Here is a 17,929-nt window from a genome sequence, read left to right on the forward strand (position 1 = left end):
AAACACCGAATATTCGTACTCTTCTACTTGGCCATGCTCTTTGCCGACGCTTCGCTTTTCGCTCAGCAACAGAGCCAACGGCCCGCTCGAGCCGACCTATCGATCCCCGATGTCGAGCGGAGTGAGGTGATTTGTTTTGCGTTGTACACGGTCCACGACAAGACCCTTAAACTGACTGCCCAACTTTATCCTCTTGAAAAAGGCGACCCCAAGACGGCTCGTTTGGAAATCCTCAAAGGTGTCCAGTGGTTGGAAGTTGCCAAGGCGGACGTAATCGAAGCAGGATGGACCGCACCCTTTCGCGTCGAAAACTGGGATGACACCCGCGCGTACCGCTATCGTGTGCGGCATGGTGCGGATGCGAAGTATGAAGGCGTTATCCGCAAAAACCCTGTGGACAAAGCTGAGATGATTGTCGCTGGATTTACCGGCAACTCGATTCAACCGGCTCACGGTGGCGATATTTCTCGTCAGGATCTCCTTGAAAACGTGAAGAAGATCGATGCCGACGTACTGTTCTTTTCCGGCGATCAAGTCTACGACCACCATCGCCATTATGCGGCATGGCTAAAATTCGGGCGAGACTTCGGAGATATCATCAAAGACCGTCCGACGATCTGTTTGCCCGATGACCACGATGTCGGACAACCCAACCTGTGGGGCGAAAGCGGAAAGATCTCGACGCTCGGCGGTGCCGCCGACGGAGGTTATTCTCAACCTGGCGTTTATGTCCAGGAAGTGGAACGAGCGCAAACGAGCCATCTGCCCGACCCGGTCGACCCGCAAAGGATTGGCCAAGGCATTGGCGTCTATTTCACCAATTTGAATTGGGGGAATGTCGACTTCGCGATTCTAGAAGACCGCAAGTTCAAGACCGGTCCAGCGGGGCGAGTTCCCAAACAAGGGCCGCGACCTGATCATATTCGCAATCCCGATTATGATCCCGCCAGTGTCGATGTGGAGGGTGCCATTTTGCTGGGCCAACGACAACTCGATTTCATTGATGACTGGGCCCAAGATTGGAAAAATGCAAAGATGAAAGTTGCATTGTCGCAAACGATCTTTTGTGGAGGTGCTCACATTCACGGCACCGCGAACGGTCGGCTGCATGCCGATATGGACTCCAACGGTTGGCCACAAAGCGGACGCAATCGTGCACTCCGATCGTTACGCAAAGCGTTCGCGTTCCACTATGCGGGTGATCAACACCTAGCCACGATCTTTCATCACGGCATTGACGAACACCGCGACGCGATCTGGTCGTTCTGTGTTCCCTCCATCGCCAACCTTTATTTGCGTTGGTGGAAACCGCTTGAACCGGGAACGAATCGTGAACCGGGCAGCTTCGAATACACGGGGGATCAAGTCGATGGATTCGACAACAAAGTCACCAACTACGCAGCCGCGAACCCTGAGGAAACACCGGCGGGCAACTTGTTGAACACGCGCGCGGCGGGTTTTGGCATTGTGCGTCTCAATACGAAAACACGCCAGATCACGATGGAATGTTGGCCACGAAACGTCGACATCACCGATCCCGCCGCCAGGCAATACCCGGGATGGCCCCGCACGATCTCGCAATTCGACAACTACAATCCACCATCGTGGGGAAAGCTTGACGCGTTGACGTTTGACGTCGATTCACCCGTTGTCCAACTAATCGATTCGGAGAACGCCGAAATTCTATATACGGTTCGTGTGAACGGGCGTCGTTTTGTGCCTCATGCGCCGCGCGGTCGAACGTTCGTCATCAAAGCGGGCAAAGACGCTCCGGAAACGATCGTGAAAGAAAAAGCTCGCGTGGGCGACGATGGGTAGCTACGACGATGGGTAGCTAATCGTAAGACGGCTTCGCCGAATGATTGCTAGCTTGAGTGATGTCCGCTGCGGATGCCAGCCCAGCGACGACAAGACTCCTTGACCGAGCCTACGATCAAGGGCGACAATCACAGTTGACCCATCTTCACTAAACTCGTAACTTGCCATACTTGAAGCACTTAGATGGCTCAAAATGCACCCAAATCAATCCCTGACCAGGGCGTTTGGTCAATGCATGGCCCCCTATTTGCCGTAGACTACCAAAACAGTAGGTGCAATGCCATTTTGACGCAGCTTGATGCTTGGCCGTCGCAATCGCGTGAGCCCATGTTTTTCCGCAACAAACTGTGTTTTTTAGGGCTATCCCTCTAAAAAACCGAAACCTTTATAAAATAGCTGGGCCGAATCGATGGCCAAACGGCTATCCGCATACGATTATTATTTATTTAACGACAGAAACTCATGTCAATCTTCGAACAACTGTTTGACGTTCTTGGCGTCATCTTCGGCGGCTTTGCCAAAGGTGCCAATCGCGTCGTGACCGGCATCTTCGGCTCCGCGAACGCTCGAACCGTCGCCCGCCTACAACAACGTGCCTCGCGTATCACCGAGCTCGAGCCGAAATATGAGGCGATGAGCGACGAGGAATTACGCGCTCAGACCGAGATTTTTCGCCAACGACTGCGGGATGGTGAAACCTTGGACGATATCCTCGACCAAGCCTTCGCGGTATGCCGTGAAGGTGGAAAACGGTTCCTGGGGATGAGGCATTATGACGTCCAACTAATCGGTGGAATGGTTTTGCATAATGGTGATATTGCCGAAATGGTCACCGGTGAAGGGAAAACGTTGGTCGCCACGCTACCGGCCTACCTAAATGCGCTTGAGGGCAAAGGCGTGCATGTCGTGACGGTCAACGATTACTTGGCACGTCGTGACATGGAATGGATGGCGCCGCTCTACATGAATTTGGGTCTGACCGTCAATGCTATCCAATCGGGTATGGCCACGGCCGATAAGCAAGCGGCTTACCTGTGCGACATTACTTATGGAACCAACAACGAATTTGGTTTCGATTACTTACGTGACAACATGCGTCCAGCGGCGAAGGGCGACGATCGATATCCGAAAGAAGCTCAGCAGTGCCAAGGGCCGCTCAATTTTGCGATCATTGACGAAGTCGACAACATTCTCATTGACGAAGCACGGACTCCGTTGATCATTAGTGGGCCTGCCGATTTGGATCTCGGGCGTTACGCCGAAGCGGATCGTGTTGCGCGGCAATTGCAAAACGAGACACACTTCAAAGTCGACGAAAAACAGCACAACGTTTCGCTGAACGATGAAGGGGTTCGCGAAGCCGAACGATTGGCGGGGGTCGAAAGTTTTTATACCGCTGGGAATATGGAATGGCCCCACTTGATCGACAATGCATTGAAGGCGCATTACTTGTACAAGCTTGACGTGAACTACGTCATCAAAGATCGCCAAATCATCATTGTCGACGAGTTCACCGGTCGCTTGATGGAAGGTCGCCAATGGAGTGATGGACTGCATCAAGCTGTCGAAGCAAAAGAGGGCGTGCCGATCAAACAAGAGACGCAAACGTTTGCCACCGCGTCGCTGCAGAATATCTTCAAGATGTACAAGAAGTTGTCGGGGATGACTGGTACGGCGATGACCGAAGCGACCGAATTCATGAAGATTTATGGGCTCGACGTCGTTGCGATTCCAACCAACCGTGAAATGGAACGGATCGAACATCCTGACTTGATCTACTTGACCGAAAAGGACAAGTACAAGGCATTGGCTGAAGAGGTCGAACGAAGCAACAAATGGGACGTCATCACCTTGAAGAACGGTGACGAGATTTGGGGCAAAATCCAAAGCGAAAATGATGAAGAGGTCACCTTCCTGCGGAAAGACGAAAAGAAAGCCGAAAAGATCTCCGATGCGAAGATCGTCCGTATCGAACGCGCCGGTCGACCGGTTCTGATCGGGACGGTTAGTATTGAAAAGAGCGAACGCTTGTCGGCCTTGCTCGAACGACGCGGCATCAAACACGACGTCTTGAACGCGAAGAATCACGGGCGTGAAGCAGAGATTGTCGCTCAAGCAGGCCGGGTCAACTCGGTCACAATCGCGACCAATATGGCGGGCCGTGGTACGGATATCGTCCTCGGGGGGAATCCCGAAACGATGGCTTGGGCTCAGCTCCAACACAAGTACCCAACGCGTTTGGAAGTGCCCGATGACGAATGGAATGCTCTCGTCCAAGAGATTGACGATCGTGAAAAGATGAGCGAAGAGGGCGACATCGTCCGAAAGCTTGGCGGTTTGTATGTGCTGGGGACCGAACGCCACGAATCTCGACGTATTGACTTGCAACTTCGCGGTCGCTGTGGACGTCAGGGCGACCCTGGTTCAAGCCGGTTCTATCTGTCTCTCGAAGACGACTTGATGCGGATTTTCGCTGGTGATTTCGTCAAGAGCATGATGGAACGATTGGGAATGCAAGAAGGCGAAGCGATCGAGTCCGCCATGGTGACCCGTCGTATCTCGGCAGCCCAAAAGAAAGTCGAAGAACGTAACTACGAAATCCGTAAAAGCTTGCTCGACTATGACGAAGTCATGGACGAACAGCGTAAACGGGTTTACCGCTACCGCCAAAACTTGCTCGATGGCCATTCCTCTCGCAACATGGTCTTGCAACTGATCCGTGGCCAAATCGATAAACACGTCAGTCTGTTCTTGGATCCCAAGTATGGTGTCGAATCGTTCGCTGCGTTTGCCGGTAACCAACTGAATTGCAAATTGGAAGCTCGCGATTTCGTGAATATGGATTTCGATATGGCCAAGTCCTATTCGGTCGATCAGGCCGAGCGGGCAGCGGAGGTGATGGTCGAAGAAATCGTCGAAGAGAATCTGCCGCAGTCGATGGAGGATGAATGGAATTGGAAAGCGTTGGTCAATTGGGCGAACACTCAATTGGGAACCAATTACCAAGAGCATCAACTCAAGGCATTGGAACGGGACGAATTGGTCAGCGAGTTGATCCTCAAAGCTCACGAACGAATCGCAAAGGTCGACTTGAGCGAAGGGGAACCGCTTCTCGATGCCGATTTTTCTCTCCGTACCCTGTGCGGCTGGATGCGGCACAAGTTTGGAATTGAAACGACGCCGGATGAGTTCCGCGATGCCGAAGATCTACGCAAGGTGTCCGATTCGTTGATGCAGCGAGCCGAACAGGCTTACAACCAGAAGGAAGCGGAATATCCGGTGATTGCCGGCATTTCACGCTTCACGGAAAAACAAGGGGCTCAAGTTTCGCTCGATCGCGAAGGCTTGGTTGCTTGGGTGAGAAGTCGATTCGAGGTCGATCTTAGCCCTGAAGATGTCCGACTCAATCGTGACGACCTGAAAGCCCAACTTGTTGAATTTAGCCGCAAAGCAGGGGATGCAGCCGAAACCAAACACAAATTGGCGGAGACGAAGATCGAAGAAGTCTTCGGTGACGCCGATAAAAACACGACGGCGATCGTTGCAAGTGGAAATAATGGCAACTTGGATGCGTTGGCTGTATGGCTTCAAAAAGAACTCAATCATCATGCCGACAAAAACGATTTGGCTCGAAAGGATCGCGAAGCGATTCGCCTAGTCGTCGATGGTGCTGTCGATGACCGCTTCTATCCCGAAATGCGACGAATGGAACGGCAAATTTTGCTCAGCATTGTCGATGAAGGCTGGAAGAACCATTTGCTGACAATGGACCACTTGCGGAGCAGCGTCGGCTTGAAGGGCTACGCCCAAATGGACCCCAAAGTGGAATACAAACGCGAAGGGATGCGGTTGTTCGATACGATGTGGGAATCGATCGGCGAACGTGTCACCGATCTGATTTTCCGTATGGAATCCTTTAACGAAGATTTCATCCGTAGCACTTGGGTCGAAGCAAAGACGCACCAAGATGATCCAAGATCGGCCAGCAATGCGGGAACGATGCGAGATGCCAATACACCCGCCCAGCAAGCGGCTGAACAGAGCAATCAAGAAGAAACGTCGCGGCCCGACCCGATTCGGCACGCCGAACCTCGAATCGGTCGCAATGACCCATGTCCATGCGGAAGCGGTAAAAAGTACAAATCGTGTTGTTTGAGAAAACGCGATCAAGTTATTTGATTTTATTAGAGATCCTTCGGAAAGGATTCCGATGTTCGCCAATTTGATTTATCTATTCGCGCTGCTGCTCGTTTCGCCGTTGGTTGCGTACCGCATGATTCGGTATGGCCGCTATCGTCGCGGATCACGAGAAAAGCTGTTCGGATTATCGAAAAATGCTGCGTTGTCGCTCAGCAACGGCAAACGCTGCGTTTGGTTGCACGCAGTTAGCGTTGGCGAAGTCAATTTGGCGAAAGGGATCGTCGGTCGTTTGCGAAGTCGCTATCCTGACGACACGATCGTGATTAGCAGCTCAACCGATACAGGGTACGACCTAGCGATCCAGCATTTTGGAGCCGATAAAGTCTTCTTTTGCCCGCTCGATTTTTCTTGGGCGGTTAGCCGGACGATCCAAAATCTGAACCCAAAACTTCTGTTGTTGGCCGAACTCGAACTTTGGCCCAACCTCATTCGAATCGCCAAAAATCACGATTGTCCCGTGATGGTTTTTAACGCGCGATTGAGTGAGAAGAGTGCATCGGGCTACCATCGGTTCGGGCCATTTACCCGGCGGACCTTTGCCCGCTTATCGTGGGTTGGGTGCCAGAACGAACACAATGCAGAACGATTTCGCCGTTGTGGAACTGTAGCGAATCGAATCACGATTACAGGCTCGATCAAATTCGATGATGCGCCCACCTCTCGCGAAACAATGGAAGTGCGTTCAAGAAAAGAATGGGCAAATATCGATCCGTGGCATCGAATTTGGGTCGTCGGCAGCACACAGCCTGGTGAAGAGAAGATGGCCTTGGATGTCTATCAAACGCTCCGCCATGAGCATACCGAATTGCGATTGATCCTGGTTCCAAGGCACCCGGAGCGTTTCGATGCGGTCGCAAAACTGGTCGAGTCGTCTGGGTTGAATGTGCGGCGAAGAAGTGCGGCCAAAATAAGCCACGAAAAAGACTGGAATACCGACACGGTGATCCTCGTTGATACCATCGGTGAGCTGCGACATTGGTGGGGGGTTAGTCAGATCGCGACGGTTGGCGGCAGCTTTGCCGATCGCGGTGGCCAAAACATGCTCGAACCGGCTGGCTACGGCAGTGCGGTTTCGTTCGGTCCCGACACCCGAAATTTTAAAGAAATCGCCAATCAACTAGTCGTCAACGATGCCGCCGTCCGCGTCGCCGATCAAGCCGAACTCACCCAGTTCGTTCGCCGCTGTTTGACCAACATCCCAGCAGCAGAGGAACTCGGCATGAATGCTCAACGACTGATCCACAGCCATCAGGGAGCGTCCAGCAAGACGATCGAGGCGATTGCTGCGGAATTAGATCAAGGCGGCGAAACGAAAATCGAGCAAACGAAAAAATGTGCTTAGTGGTGGGCTGATGGAGACGTCGGGTTGTTTCTCAATCCTCTCGGGGCTTGCAATCGCCCGTAAAAGATTGCCTACATTTCCCTTGGTGACAATCGGTTGCCCAATCGGTTAAGATACCCTTCGAGGCTCCTATTCCTTTCACGGTCGTTTTAGCGGCCCCGTCCTGCTCGTCAGGGCGGTCATTCTTGCGAAAGCGGGTCATGCTTGGGCACCAATCGAATGCACTCTACGACACGATTTGAACCGAATCCGACGATAACGCTACATGGTTCCCCGCATGGAAAAACCGATACGGAATTGGTGCGCCGATACGATGATTTGCTGCAAAAGCGCAAAATAAGCTGGACCGGTCACCACCATTTGCTGCGACTTCTTGGTCGTGGTGGACAGGGTGAAGTCTATTTGACCGAGTATCGCGGCACGGATGGATTTACGGTTCCCGTCGCCATGAAAGTATTTTCACCCGAGCGATATCCCGACAGCCGATCTTATGACGAAGCGATGGCCCGTGTCGCCTCCATCGCTGCTCGCGTGGCTCTGATCCAGCACGATAATTTGCTCGATGTCCAGAACTTTTTCGAGCGGCATCGAATTCGAATCATGATGATGGAATGGGTCGATGGCTACGATTTGCGGCAACTCGTCTCCCCACAATGCTTGGAGTTGCTTGGGCATCATGTTAGCCAACGACGTTGGTCTTATATCAACGAAGTGATTCTAACCGAGGGACCGGTGCAGTCGCGATTCAAAGCGGGGGTCGCGGTCGCGATCGTCCGCGAATGCTTGGCGTCGCTTGCGGCACTGCATCGCGAGAACATTGTTCACGGTGACGTAAAACCATCGAACATTATGCTTAAACGATCCGGCCATACCAAGTTGATCGACATGGGATCGGCATTCGACTACACCGATCCACCTCGCGACTGCGAATGCACACCGATTTACGCGGCTCCCGAAGTCCTCGAAAACAATCAAGTGACTCCCCGAAGTGACCTCGCCAGTGTTGGCTACGTGTTAATTGAACTGCTTAGTGGGACCAGCCCGTTTGCGGGCAAAGAGAGTTTGCGGCAACTTTTGCAAGCCAAACGCGAATTGCCTTCACGATTGCATACGGTCTTACCCGAAGATGTTCTGCGTAACGAATTGCTGATGAATTTTTTGCTTGGCTTGATTGCCCCCGACCCCAACCGTCGTTTCCCCAGCGCCGAAGCGGCAGAGCATGTCGAACAAGGTGCTGCAGCTTTTCATCGTCAATTGATTCGCAGCGACATGGCGACGGAGTACGATAACGATATTCGAGTTTGGCTCGAGGAATTACGACAGCTGGAAAGTTTCGAAGCTTAGGAAGTCAAACGAGATGGATCAACAACACTTGGATGTAGCGATTGCGGCTGCTCGAGCCGCCGCGGTTGAATTGATGGCCCGGCGAGATGACCGCATTGTCCGCGAAAAAGCCCCCAAAGATTTGGTGACCGACGCGGACTTGGCTGCTCAGCAGGCCATTCGCTCGATCCTCTTCGACCGTTTTCCCGAGTATGCTTTTGTTGGTGAAGAAGAAGGCGAGAACGAACCACCCCAAGCGGTTCGCCGCGGTGAAGTCGATGCGCCACCTTGCTGGGTCGTCGATCCGCTTGATGGAACGGTCAACTACGTTCATCGACTACAAAACTTTGCCGTGTCGATTGGTTTGTACGTCGCAGGCAAGATGCGGCTTGGCGTCATCTTTGATCCCGTCTACGACGAGTTGTTTACGGCAATTGATGGCGGCGGAGCGATGGTCAATGGACGCTCGATGAGACCTAGCGGCTGCCGGAAAATTGATGAATCCCTCTATTCCTGCAGTTTCTCCGCAGGCGTTCAGGGGGATGCACCCGAGGTGCAAAGGTTCTTGCGGGTGCTCGAACATTGCCGTGCGCTACGTCGACTTGGGTCCTGCGCGCTCAATATGTGCTACGTCGCCGATGGCCGACTCGATGGGTACTGGGCCACTAGTGTCCAGCCTTGGGACGCTGCGGCAGGAATCGTGATTGCTCGTGAAGCGGGTGCCATCTTGTCTCAGTACGATGGCGCACCGCTCGACGATTGGAACCCAATGTTCTGCCTGAGTGCCTCCGAGGAACTGCAACACTCGATGCTTGAGTTGTTGAAGTAGTTGCCTTTTTTTTAACCGCGCGTACCAAGCAGTTCGCGTTAGTATCGCGAATCTTTGTATCGCGAATCACGCGGTCTGATGAGCACGCGGTTGACCAGTAAAACAACACTTCCAGCAGAACCTCCTTTTGCCGTTCCGTAGGGCCTTTTGGCATGAATTCCATGCACGGTCACCGCCAGGTTTCTGAAGGAATCGATTTTTCATCCACATCGAAAGCCGTCCGGTCTCACCCTGAAATCAAAGATTGATAGGCACTCGTGGTGTATCAAAGCCTCGTTTTCGAGTAGTGGACGAGGTAACGAGTCCCTTTGGATCGCTTCCAACGTCCAAACGGCTAAGGTTGCGAAGCGGGGGCGACTGATTTCTCAAACGGTTTTCCGAGCGGTCCTGCCAAAATCGAGGGTAATAGAACCAAGTCGCCCACCAACGCGGAAAGCAACAAGGCCACCATCAGGCATGAAAAGTGCAAGATCGGCACGAACGAACTGACCGTAAACACCAGCAAGCCGCCCGCACAAATGAACGTCGTGTGCATCATGGCACCGGCACAACGTTCAAATGCATCCTCCAGGGCACTGGATCTCGGTAAACCGTTGTGCAACCCTCGACGGAACCATGTGAGAAAGTGAACGGTGTCGTCAACCGCAATGCCCAAAGCGGCGCTGGCCGTCATCACAGATCCAATTTGAATCGGTACGTTGATCCACTCGAGTCCGCCGAAGACCACGACAGCAGGAAAAAGGTTAGGGATCATCGCCAAAGCCGCTGCGGTGAAACTGCGCAGAACAAATACCAAGACGACCCCGATCACAGCGAATGCGGCTAAGAAGCTTCGAAACAAATCTTGCAACAGTTGACGCTGAGCCTTGTAGATCAGCGGGATCACTCCTGTATACATTCCTCGTGCATTTTCCTTTGCCAATAAGGGGTCAATCCTATTTTTTAGCCGCTCGGCAAAACGCCCATAATCCAAATCGCCAATCGCCTCGGCGCGTACTGTGATCCGCCAAAGCTGCTCCGTTTCAGTCCGTGCAAAAAAGTGAGCCTCCATCAATCGCTTAAGCGTTACAGGGCTATTGATTATTTTTCGCTCCAAAATATCTCGAATGCTACTTCCGCTTGGCAATGCAGATGAAAGATTCACAGCTGACATCGTCACAACCTGTTCTTCGGATGATTGGATCTCGGCTTGTACTTTGGCGACAACGTTCAACTGTTCGGACAATTCTCGTGGATCATCCTTGTCGAAACGGACAAGCACTTCGAGTGGAACCATGGGGCCGATGTTCGATTCAAGCCACTGGTAATCCTGAATGGCATCGCTATCGGGTAGGAATCGATCTTGTAGTTTTACCGTCGATTTGACGTACGGTAGCCCCCAACCGAAAAACGCCATTGCGGTTAAGCATACGATTAAAATCGGCAGGTGTCGCGAATTGACAAAAGCGATATAGCGTGAAGAAGCATTCAAGTGAGCAACGGTGGTTTTGGGATTCGCTTTCGTTGCTTCGTCCGGGTTGATCTTGGGTGGAAACAAATGAAGGGCTGCAGGAAGCATCGTAAACAACACCGTCAAGCTGCTGAGCACTCCGGCGGCGGCATAGAGCCCGAACTCTTGGATCGGTTCGATTTTGCTCATCACCAACGAGATCAAACCAATTGCCGTCGTCGTCGCCGCTAAAACGCAAGGCATGAAGCCATGCGAAATCGCTTTTCTTAAGGGGTCGTTACATTTCGAGTCCAATACGGAATCGCGGTAATAGTTCGCGAGGTGAACCGCCGACGAAATACTGAGGACATAGATCAATGGCGGTAGCATTGTCATCAGCAAATTCATCTTGCTGCCGCTGAGATACAAAATGGCAAGTGCGACGGCGGTGCTGTAGCCCGCGACAACCAAGACGATCATGGCGACGCGCAGACTCTTCATGCGAAGACTCGCAATGACAAACGAGATCAATGCGGAAAAACCTGCGAGTTGAAAGAGCAATCGCCGGCTTTCCCTATCGATCGCGGCTGCGTCGACCGTCGGACCACCAAGCCGCAATTCGCTTCGGTCTAAATCGGTCTCCGATACCGTGACCTGTTCGATTTGCTCAACGGCAGCGACTCGGTCCGCTTGTCCGGCAGCAGACGTTGACAGAACCAGACAAGTCGTTTCGAGGTCGGGACCGACTAAGATACCACGCAGTCGACGAAGTGCGGATGACCGCGACATGCCGTTCGGGGATTCCGTCATCTCCGCCAATACACTTGGCCCACTTAGCACCGTATCGAATAACGGAGACGCTTCAAGCTTTGCAGACACCTCGCTGACACGCGAGTCGTCAATCGTGCAGCCTGGCCAGCTAACAACTGCAATTTCATCGCTGCCAAATTGCTCGCCAAACCAATCGTAGTCGTCGGTTTCCGCAAATGACTTGGGTAACCATTGACGCGGATCGTTCGAGGTGCTGCGCAATGCTGACACCGCAGCGAAAACAATGAATGGCGATGCAAGTGCCAAGAGAAACAGAGTGAGTTGGGCAATCCTTGTCCGTCGCACGTTCACGCAAAGCAACTCGGCAAAAATTCTTCAAGTAACTCAGCGAACTCGGCTGGCTTTTCCCAATTCGGGGCGTGACCACACTGGTCAATGAACTTTAACTGTGACCCTCGGATGAGACGCTGGAATTCTTCGCCAGTCGCCGGAGGAGTGATCTCGTCTTCGCTTCCCCAAATAATAATGGTCGGCAAATCGAGCGACGCTAGCTCACGCTCGACACTACGGTCACGTGTCGCCCTCGATACCCGAAGCAGAAACCTTACATAGTCGCGATCCATCACCGCAGAGTGCCAATGGTCAATCAATGCCTCCGAAACCAAGCTGTGATCGTATAAGATGCCTGTCACCGTTTTTTTTACAAATTCGCGAGTTGGACGCGAACGCAAACCGCGAATGGGGCTGCGTTCAAACAACCCAGCACTACCAGCTAAAACCAAACCTTTTGCATGTCCAGGCTGGCGAAGACATAAATCGATCGCAATCAAGCCACCAAGCGAATTGCCGCACAGCACAAACTGGTCTAGCTCCAAGGTCTTAATCAAATCCTCGATCGTCTCGCTCAAGTCTGCAACGGTTTGCATCCCGTTAAGACGCCGACCCGGTTGCGGGTCAATGGGAAGCTGAGGTGCAATCACCCGGTAGTGGTCCGACAATCGGTCCATCACCTCCGCATAGTGCTCAGGCGTACCGAATAGACCGTGAAGAAACAAAACGGTGTTTGGCCCCGACCCCTGATCAACCAATCGATCAAGATCGACGGAGGGGCGAGAATCACGGTCGTTTTTAGGTTTAGAGCTGAAAATCACGGGCGAACTTTGAATAGAACTCAGTTGGACGAAAATCGCCCATCGAACACGGTCGGTCTAGAATCTTGTCTATGTATTAGCCCACCATTCTATCTACCGAGTCGTAGCCCGTCTAACACCCAAAGGGCAGAAAAATCCACTTTCACTCGCAAGTATCGCAAAAACCACCCATTCGGGCTATCGGTAATGCTATGGTTTTTGACAATGTTGATCGAGCCAATCAAAGAAGACGCGGCCCCAAACAACCCCATTTTGTGGGCTTAAAACCCAATGACCTTCGTCTGGGAAATACAGGAATCGGCTCTCGACGCCTTGCACCTGTGCCGCCGTGAACGCTTCCATGCCCTGAGTGACTGGGACGCGAAAATCTTTCTCGCCATGAATGACCAGGAGCGGCGTTTTCCAATTCCCTGCAAATTTGTGGGGTGAAAACCGCTCGTAATCAGCAGCAACTTGCTCACTCTTCCAATACGGGCCACCTAAATCGTGATTCACAAAGAACAGTTCTTCGGTCGATCCGTACATCGATTCCAAGTTGAAGACACCGCAATGAGCGATCATCGAACAGAAGCGATTTGCACTATTACCCATCAACCAATAAACCGTGTATCCCCCGAAACTGGCCCCGATCGCCGCGACGCGACTCGGGTCAATCTTCGGATCGGCGATCATCGCATCGGTCGACGCCAAGATATCCTGCATCGCCTGCCCGCCCCAGTCTCCGCTAATTTGGTCGTTCCACTCTTGCCCAAATCCTGGCATCCCGCGGCGGTTGACCGCTAACACGACGTACCCCTTGGCAGCCATCATGTGAAAGTTCCAACGGTAAGAGAACCATTGACCGATCTGTCCCTGCGGCCCCCCTTGGCAATACGTCAGCATCGGCCATTGCTTTGCTGGCTCCGACTTTGAATCCGATTCCCCTCGATAGCCTGGTGGCAAGATGACCCAGTTGTGAATCTGCTTTCCATCGGTGGCGGTGAAGAACCGTTCTTCAATCGTCGGCAATTCCAGTTTTGCAAAGATCGTTCCATTCACATCGGTAATCGTTGTGACCTGCTTGGATGTTGGTTCGATGATTCCTAACTCGGTCGGACGTAGCATATTTTCTTGCGCTACAATCACTCGCTCCGATGCAGCGTCTTGCTCGGAACCGCCCGTCGTTCCGATAACCTTAAAGTTGAACCGACCACTTGAAACCGGAGTCAATTGCCGATTGGTTAGGTCGATCGAGAAGACTTGGTGCGTGCCATGCGTTTCACTGTCAAAATAAACTCGCTTGGAATCGGCACTCCATGTCGCGCGGTGCGTGGTTTGGTCGATCCCTTTGGTTAACTCCTCCATCTCGCCACTGTTGCGATCGTAAAGCATGATACGATTCCGGTCCGCTTCGAAGCCGGCCCGCTCCATCGAATGGAAAGCGATAAACCGTCCGTCGGGTGAATAGGCCGGGTCCATATCGTAGCCCGCCATCCCAGGTGTGATGTTTCGGAGCGTCCCGCCATTCGTATCGACCAGAAAAATACTGCTGTCGGTACTTTCCGCTGGATTGTTCACAAGCTTAATTGTCAAAGCGACCTGTTTGCCATCGGGCGAAAAAGTGAACTGCTCGCGGCCGCCGAACGGAGGTAGCGGACAATCCGCCTTTAGCGATGGCATCAAATCAATCGGCTCGGATGCATTGCCCGAATCGTCGATCATCACCGTATGCAGATGGCTGTAGGCGTAATCATGCCAAGCGTTCCAGTGCCGAAACATTAAGGAATCGATAATCCGAGCATCCGCTTTCGGCAGATCTTCAAATATCTCCGTCACCTTTTTATCCATTTTGACGTCGACGGTAAAAGCGATGGCATCGCCGCTCGGCGAAGACTTCAAATTCGCGACCCCATTTTCAACCGATGTCAATTGCTTCGGCTCACCACCACTCGGATCGAGCATCCAAACTTGAGGCTTCGGTTTTTCGTCCTTCCCCTCCTCGGATTCGCCCGCTTTGGATTCGCTACCCTCAGCTTTCTCCGCCTCTTTCCCAGGTGCAATGTAAACCAGCTTGGCACCCGTCGTGTGATCAAGCCAAGCGAGTGACCCGAGTCCCTTGATGTCTTTTAGTAGCGTCTTGGCTTTCGCGGTTTGGAGCGGTGTGTCGAACGCGGTGGCTACCTTTCCGTCTGGCTTTGGCGGCGTTTGGGGAAGCGGTTGCAGCAACAAACTAACCGTGCCTTCGTTTTCCGCTAAATCGTATCGGGTCACCAAGTAGGCAATCGATTTCCCATCGGGCGAAACGGCGGCATCGCCGATCCGAGCTAAATCCCAAAGTCTTTCAGGAGTCAGTGTTTCAGCACGAGCGTTCGTCATGACGACGAGGATCGAAAGTAAAATTGGAAAAGCTCGCATGGGTAAGTTTCTCAGAGTTGTGGTAGGTTTTCTCAACATTCAGCCATTTTATACGCTTGTGACGATCGTTCCCAGTCTCCTACCTGGAAACGCAATGTTTCCAAGGTCCGCCACGGTGCGAGCGGCTCGAGCCAATCGGCGATCCCCAAAGACCCGGCCCAAGAAGTGGCCGCGGCGATGTCACGACTGTCAAAATCGCCCTCCAGCCGATCTTCGATCTTGGCAGCGTTCAGCCCCGCGCCCGGCGAGTCTTCCTGTTGGGACAGATCGCCGGGCTCCGTCACCGAATCGTCCAACCCAGGACTAGCGAATCCAACGGAAATTCCTAGCAGAATCAAGGCGATGCAGGCCAATCGTCGGGGCAGCGAATGGGGGACTCGCATGGTTGTATACCTCCTCAAGGTAGCATAGCCGCAATACCATGGGGCAGGTTTTTAACCCGTCCCCCCCAAAAAAAACAGACAAGATGCAACCCTGCTTCAAGAACAGCAACTGCGGCAATCGCCAATGGAGTGAACGGTAGGATATAGCCCACCGTGTACGAGAAAATACGGGCTTGCAAACAATGGCAAACTAATAGATACTCTGGCCCTGAAATTATCGGCCCGGTTGCTGCAAAGCGAGCGGGACCGTAAATTAGTGAAGAAGAGCCGAAGTGGCGGAATTGGCAGACGCGCTGGATTCAAAATCCAGTTCTCGCAAGGGAGTGAGGGTTCGAGTCCCTCCTTCGGTATCAGTGGTCAGAAATGGCCACGACTGGCCTGGAACGGACAAAATCCGTTCCAGGCTTTTTTTTCGCACTCTCCGATCGATCTGCACGGCGCTGTGTGAAATTGTTCGCGATGTCCACCCAAGGTCATCCGGGGACATGACCGGACACCCCGCGTTGCAACAAATCCTTGTCCTTCTCGGGCTGTCGCGGTGCTCTCTTGCCACTGTTGGCGTAGAGGAAAACACCTGGAACACAACTGTGTAAAGCAATTTTGGCAGCAAAGGGACATTGGCAGTCCAGGGACAGAGCATCATCTCAGGTGATACAGCAACACATCGAACAGAATTCATTGGTATTCTTGTTTGCCTATCGTGTTTGATTATCAACAATCAGGCATGCAAACTCGTGAGATAGGCTCCTTCCCCCGGAATGGCCGCAAGGGGTGCGTACCTTCCTGCTGAGTGCTTAAAGACACGGCTTCGAGAACATTGACTTGCATCTTTTTTTTCTCTACGCCAACGGCGTTACATTGCGCAGCCCAGGGTTAAAGCTGGCAATCGCTTTTGCGATTGACGCTGCAACCCTGGGGAGACTTGCATCGTTTTTTTTTCTACGCCAACGGCGTTACATTCCGCAGCCCAGGGTTAAAGCTGGCAATCGCCTTTGCGATTGACGCTGCAACCCTGGGTAGACACGAAACGCCCACCCCGTGCCCCACCCCGGTTTTGGCGGCGAAGCCGCCGAAACCGGGGTGGGGCACGGAGAGGGGGGGAAACCAAGCAACCCAGGGTTGCGGTTTGCTGCGCTTGCGCTGGCAAAGCCTTAACCCTGGGCTATGTTATGTAACGCCGTTGGCGTAGAGGAAAACACCTGGAACACAACTGCGTAAAGCAATTTTGGCAGCAACGTACGGCAGCAAAGGGACAGAGCATCATCTCAGGTGATACAGCAACACCCGAACAGGATTCATCGGTATTCTTGTTTGCCTATCGGGGGCAGTCCAGGGACAGAGCATCATCTCAGGTGATACAGCAACACCCGGACAGAATTCATTGGTATTCTTGTTTGCCTATTGTGTTTGATTATCAACAATCAGGCATGCAAACTAGTGAGATAGGCTCCTTCCCCCGGAATGGCTGCAATGAGTGCGTACGTTCCTGCTGAGTGCTTGAAAGACACGGTTTCGAGAACACTGACTTGCATCGTTTTTTTTCCTACGCCAACGGCGTTACATTCCGCAGCCCAGGGTTAAAGCTGGCAATCGCCTTTGCGATTGACGCTGCAACCCTGGGTAGACACGAAACGCCCACCCCGTGCCCCACCCCGGTTTTGGCGGCGAAGCCGCCGAAACCGGGGTGGGGCACGGAGAGGGGGGAAAACCAAGCAACCCAGGGTTGCGGTTTGCTGCGCTTGCGCTGGCAAAGCCTTAACCCTGGGCTATGTTATGTAACGCCGTTGGCGTAGAGGAAAACACCTGGAACACAACTGCGTAAAGTAATTTTGGGCAGCAACGTACAAGGTCACGCGCACCTGAATCTTTGCTCTGACACGCTCAATTTCGATCCATACAAAACGATGTGTTTGCGAGTGAGGTGCATCCCATGTTAAAATGCCCGCACTGATTCGAATTGCAGAACTCCCGGCGATCGTGGCATTCCTTGGCGTCACGCATCGCGCGTGCCGGAGGCGCAGCTAGGGGGAGCGTTAGGCCGTATGCTGTTGGATCTCGTCACCGGTTGACCGAGGTTGTGTGGGGCAAACCGCTTGATTCGGCAAGGACAGACCACGGGCCAAATCGTTTCAGGGCCAAATCGGACTCCGGATGTTTCGCATCGTTTGGTCCTGGGGCGACAATTGTCGGTAGGCCAGAAGGTGTCGAGCGGTCGGCAAGCAGTGGCGAAATCAAACCGGGATAGCGGCGAGCGGCTATGAAACATCATCTCGATAAGGCCAATCAGTA

The 17,929-nt window shown here is 52.9% G+C and carries 9 protein-coding genes and 1 tRNA gene; 6 read left to right on the top strand and 4 right to left on the bottom strand.

Features of this window, described 5'->3' with window-relative positions; translation table 11 throughout:
• The first annotated feature begins 33 nt into the window (after window positions 1-33).
• From Q31b_RS03680 to Q31b_RS03700, 5 genes are all read left to right on the top strand, one after another.
• Window positions 34-1,818 (top strand): alkaline phosphatase D family protein, encoded by a 1,785-nt coding sequence (locus Q31b_RS03680; protein WP_197171009.1) that lies wholly within the window; start codon window positions 34-36, stop codon window positions 1,816-1,818.
• A 462-nt stretch (window positions 1,819-2,280) separates the two neighbouring features.
• On the top strand, window positions 2,281-5,997 hold the full coding sequence (gene secA, locus Q31b_RS29470; protein WP_146598264.1) for a preprotein translocase subunit SecA: 3,717 nt from the start codon (window positions 2,281-2,283) through the stop codon (window positions 5,995-5,997).
• Window positions 5,998-6,028: 31 nt separating this feature from the next.
• On the top strand, window positions 6,029-7,360 hold the full coding sequence (locus Q31b_RS03690) for a 3-deoxy-D-manno-octulosonic acid transferase (RefSeq protein ID WP_146598265.1): 1,332 nt from the start codon (window positions 6,029-6,031) through the stop codon (window positions 7,358-7,360).
• A 219-nt stretch (window positions 7,361-7,579) separates the two neighbouring features.
• Window positions 7,580-8,704, top strand: a complete 1,125-nt coding sequence (locus Q31b_RS03695) for a serine/threonine-protein kinase (RefSeq protein ID WP_146598266.1) — start codon at window positions 7,580-7,582, stop codon at window positions 8,702-8,704.
• A gap of 13 nt (window positions 8,705-8,717) precedes the next feature.
• Window positions 8,718-9,512, top strand: coding sequence for an inositol monophosphatase family protein (locus Q31b_RS03700; protein ID WP_146598267.1), 795 nt, complete (start codon window positions 8,718-8,720; stop codon window positions 9,510-9,512).
• Window positions 9,513-9,846: 334 nt separating this feature from the next.
• On the opposite strand, the gene Q31b_RS03705 is transcribed toward Q31b_RS03700, so the two are convergent.
• The 4 genes from Q31b_RS03705 to Q31b_RS03720 form a co-directional block, all read right to left on the bottom strand.
• Window positions 9,847-12,018, bottom strand: coding sequence for an efflux RND transporter permease subunit (locus Q31b_RS03705; RefSeq protein ID WP_146598268.1), 2,172 nt, complete (start codon window positions 12,016-12,018; stop codon window positions 9,847-9,849).
• A 41-nt stretch (window positions 12,019-12,059) separates the two neighbouring features.
• A complete protein-coding gene (locus Q31b_RS03710; RefSeq protein ID WP_197170855.1) occupies window positions 12,060-12,863 on the bottom strand; it encodes an alpha/beta fold hydrolase in 804 nt (267 codons plus the stop codon).
• Between the two features lie 189 nt (window positions 12,864-13,052).
• Entirely contained in the window at window positions 13,053-15,257 is a 2,205-nt protein-coding gene (locus Q31b_RS03715; RefSeq protein WP_197170857.1) for a S9 family peptidase, read from the bottom strand.
• 32 nt (window positions 15,258-15,289) lie between these two features.
• Window positions 15,290-15,640, bottom strand: coding sequence for a hypothetical protein (locus tag Q31b_RS03720; protein WP_146598271.1), 351 nt, complete (start codon window positions 15,638-15,640; stop codon window positions 15,290-15,292).
• A 266-nt stretch (window positions 15,641-15,906) separates the two neighbouring features.
• Between Q31b_RS03720 and Q31b_RS03725 the strand changes: the two genes are divergently transcribed.
• Window positions 15,907-15,990: transfer RNA gene (locus Q31b_RS03725), tRNA-Leu, on the top strand.
• The last annotated feature ends 1,939 nt before the right edge of the window (window positions 15,991-17,929 follow it).

Source organism: Novipirellula aureliae (assembly GCF_007860185.1).
Classification (GTDB): Bacteria; Planctomycetota; Planctomycetia; order Pirellulales; family Pirellulaceae; genus Novipirellula_A; species Novipirellula_A aureliae.

What these genes read in the sequence shown, in the direction of transcription:
- Q31b_RS03700 (WP_146598267.1), top strand. Translation starts at nt 8,718, where the DNA reads ATGGATCAACAACACTTGGATGTAGCGATTGCGGCTGCTCGAGCCGCC.
- Q31b_RS03690 (WP_146598265.1), top strand. Translation starts at nt 6,029, where the DNA reads ATGTTCGCCAATTTGATTTATCTATTCGCGCTGCTGCTCGTTTCGCCG.
- Q31b_RS03680 (WP_197171009.1), top strand. Translation starts at nt 34, where the DNA reads ATGCTCTTTGCCGACGCTTCGCTTTTCGCTCAGCAACAGAGCCAACGG.
- Q31b_RS03720 (WP_146598271.1), bottom strand. Translation starts at nt 15,640, where the DNA reads ATGCGAGTCCCCCATTCGCTGCCCCGACGATTGGCCTGCATCGCCTTG.
- secA (WP_146598264.1), top strand. Translation starts at nt 2,281, where the DNA reads ATGTCAATCTTCGAACAACTGTTTGACGTTCTTGGCGTCATCTTCGGC.
- Q31b_RS03715 (WP_197170857.1), bottom strand. Translation starts at nt 15,257, where the DNA reads ATGCGAGCTTTTCCAATTTTACTTTCGATCCTCGTCGTCATGACGAAC.
- Q31b_RS03695 (WP_146598266.1), top strand. Translation starts at nt 7,580, where the DNA reads ATGCACTCTACGACACGATTTGAACCGAATCCGACGATAACGCTACAT.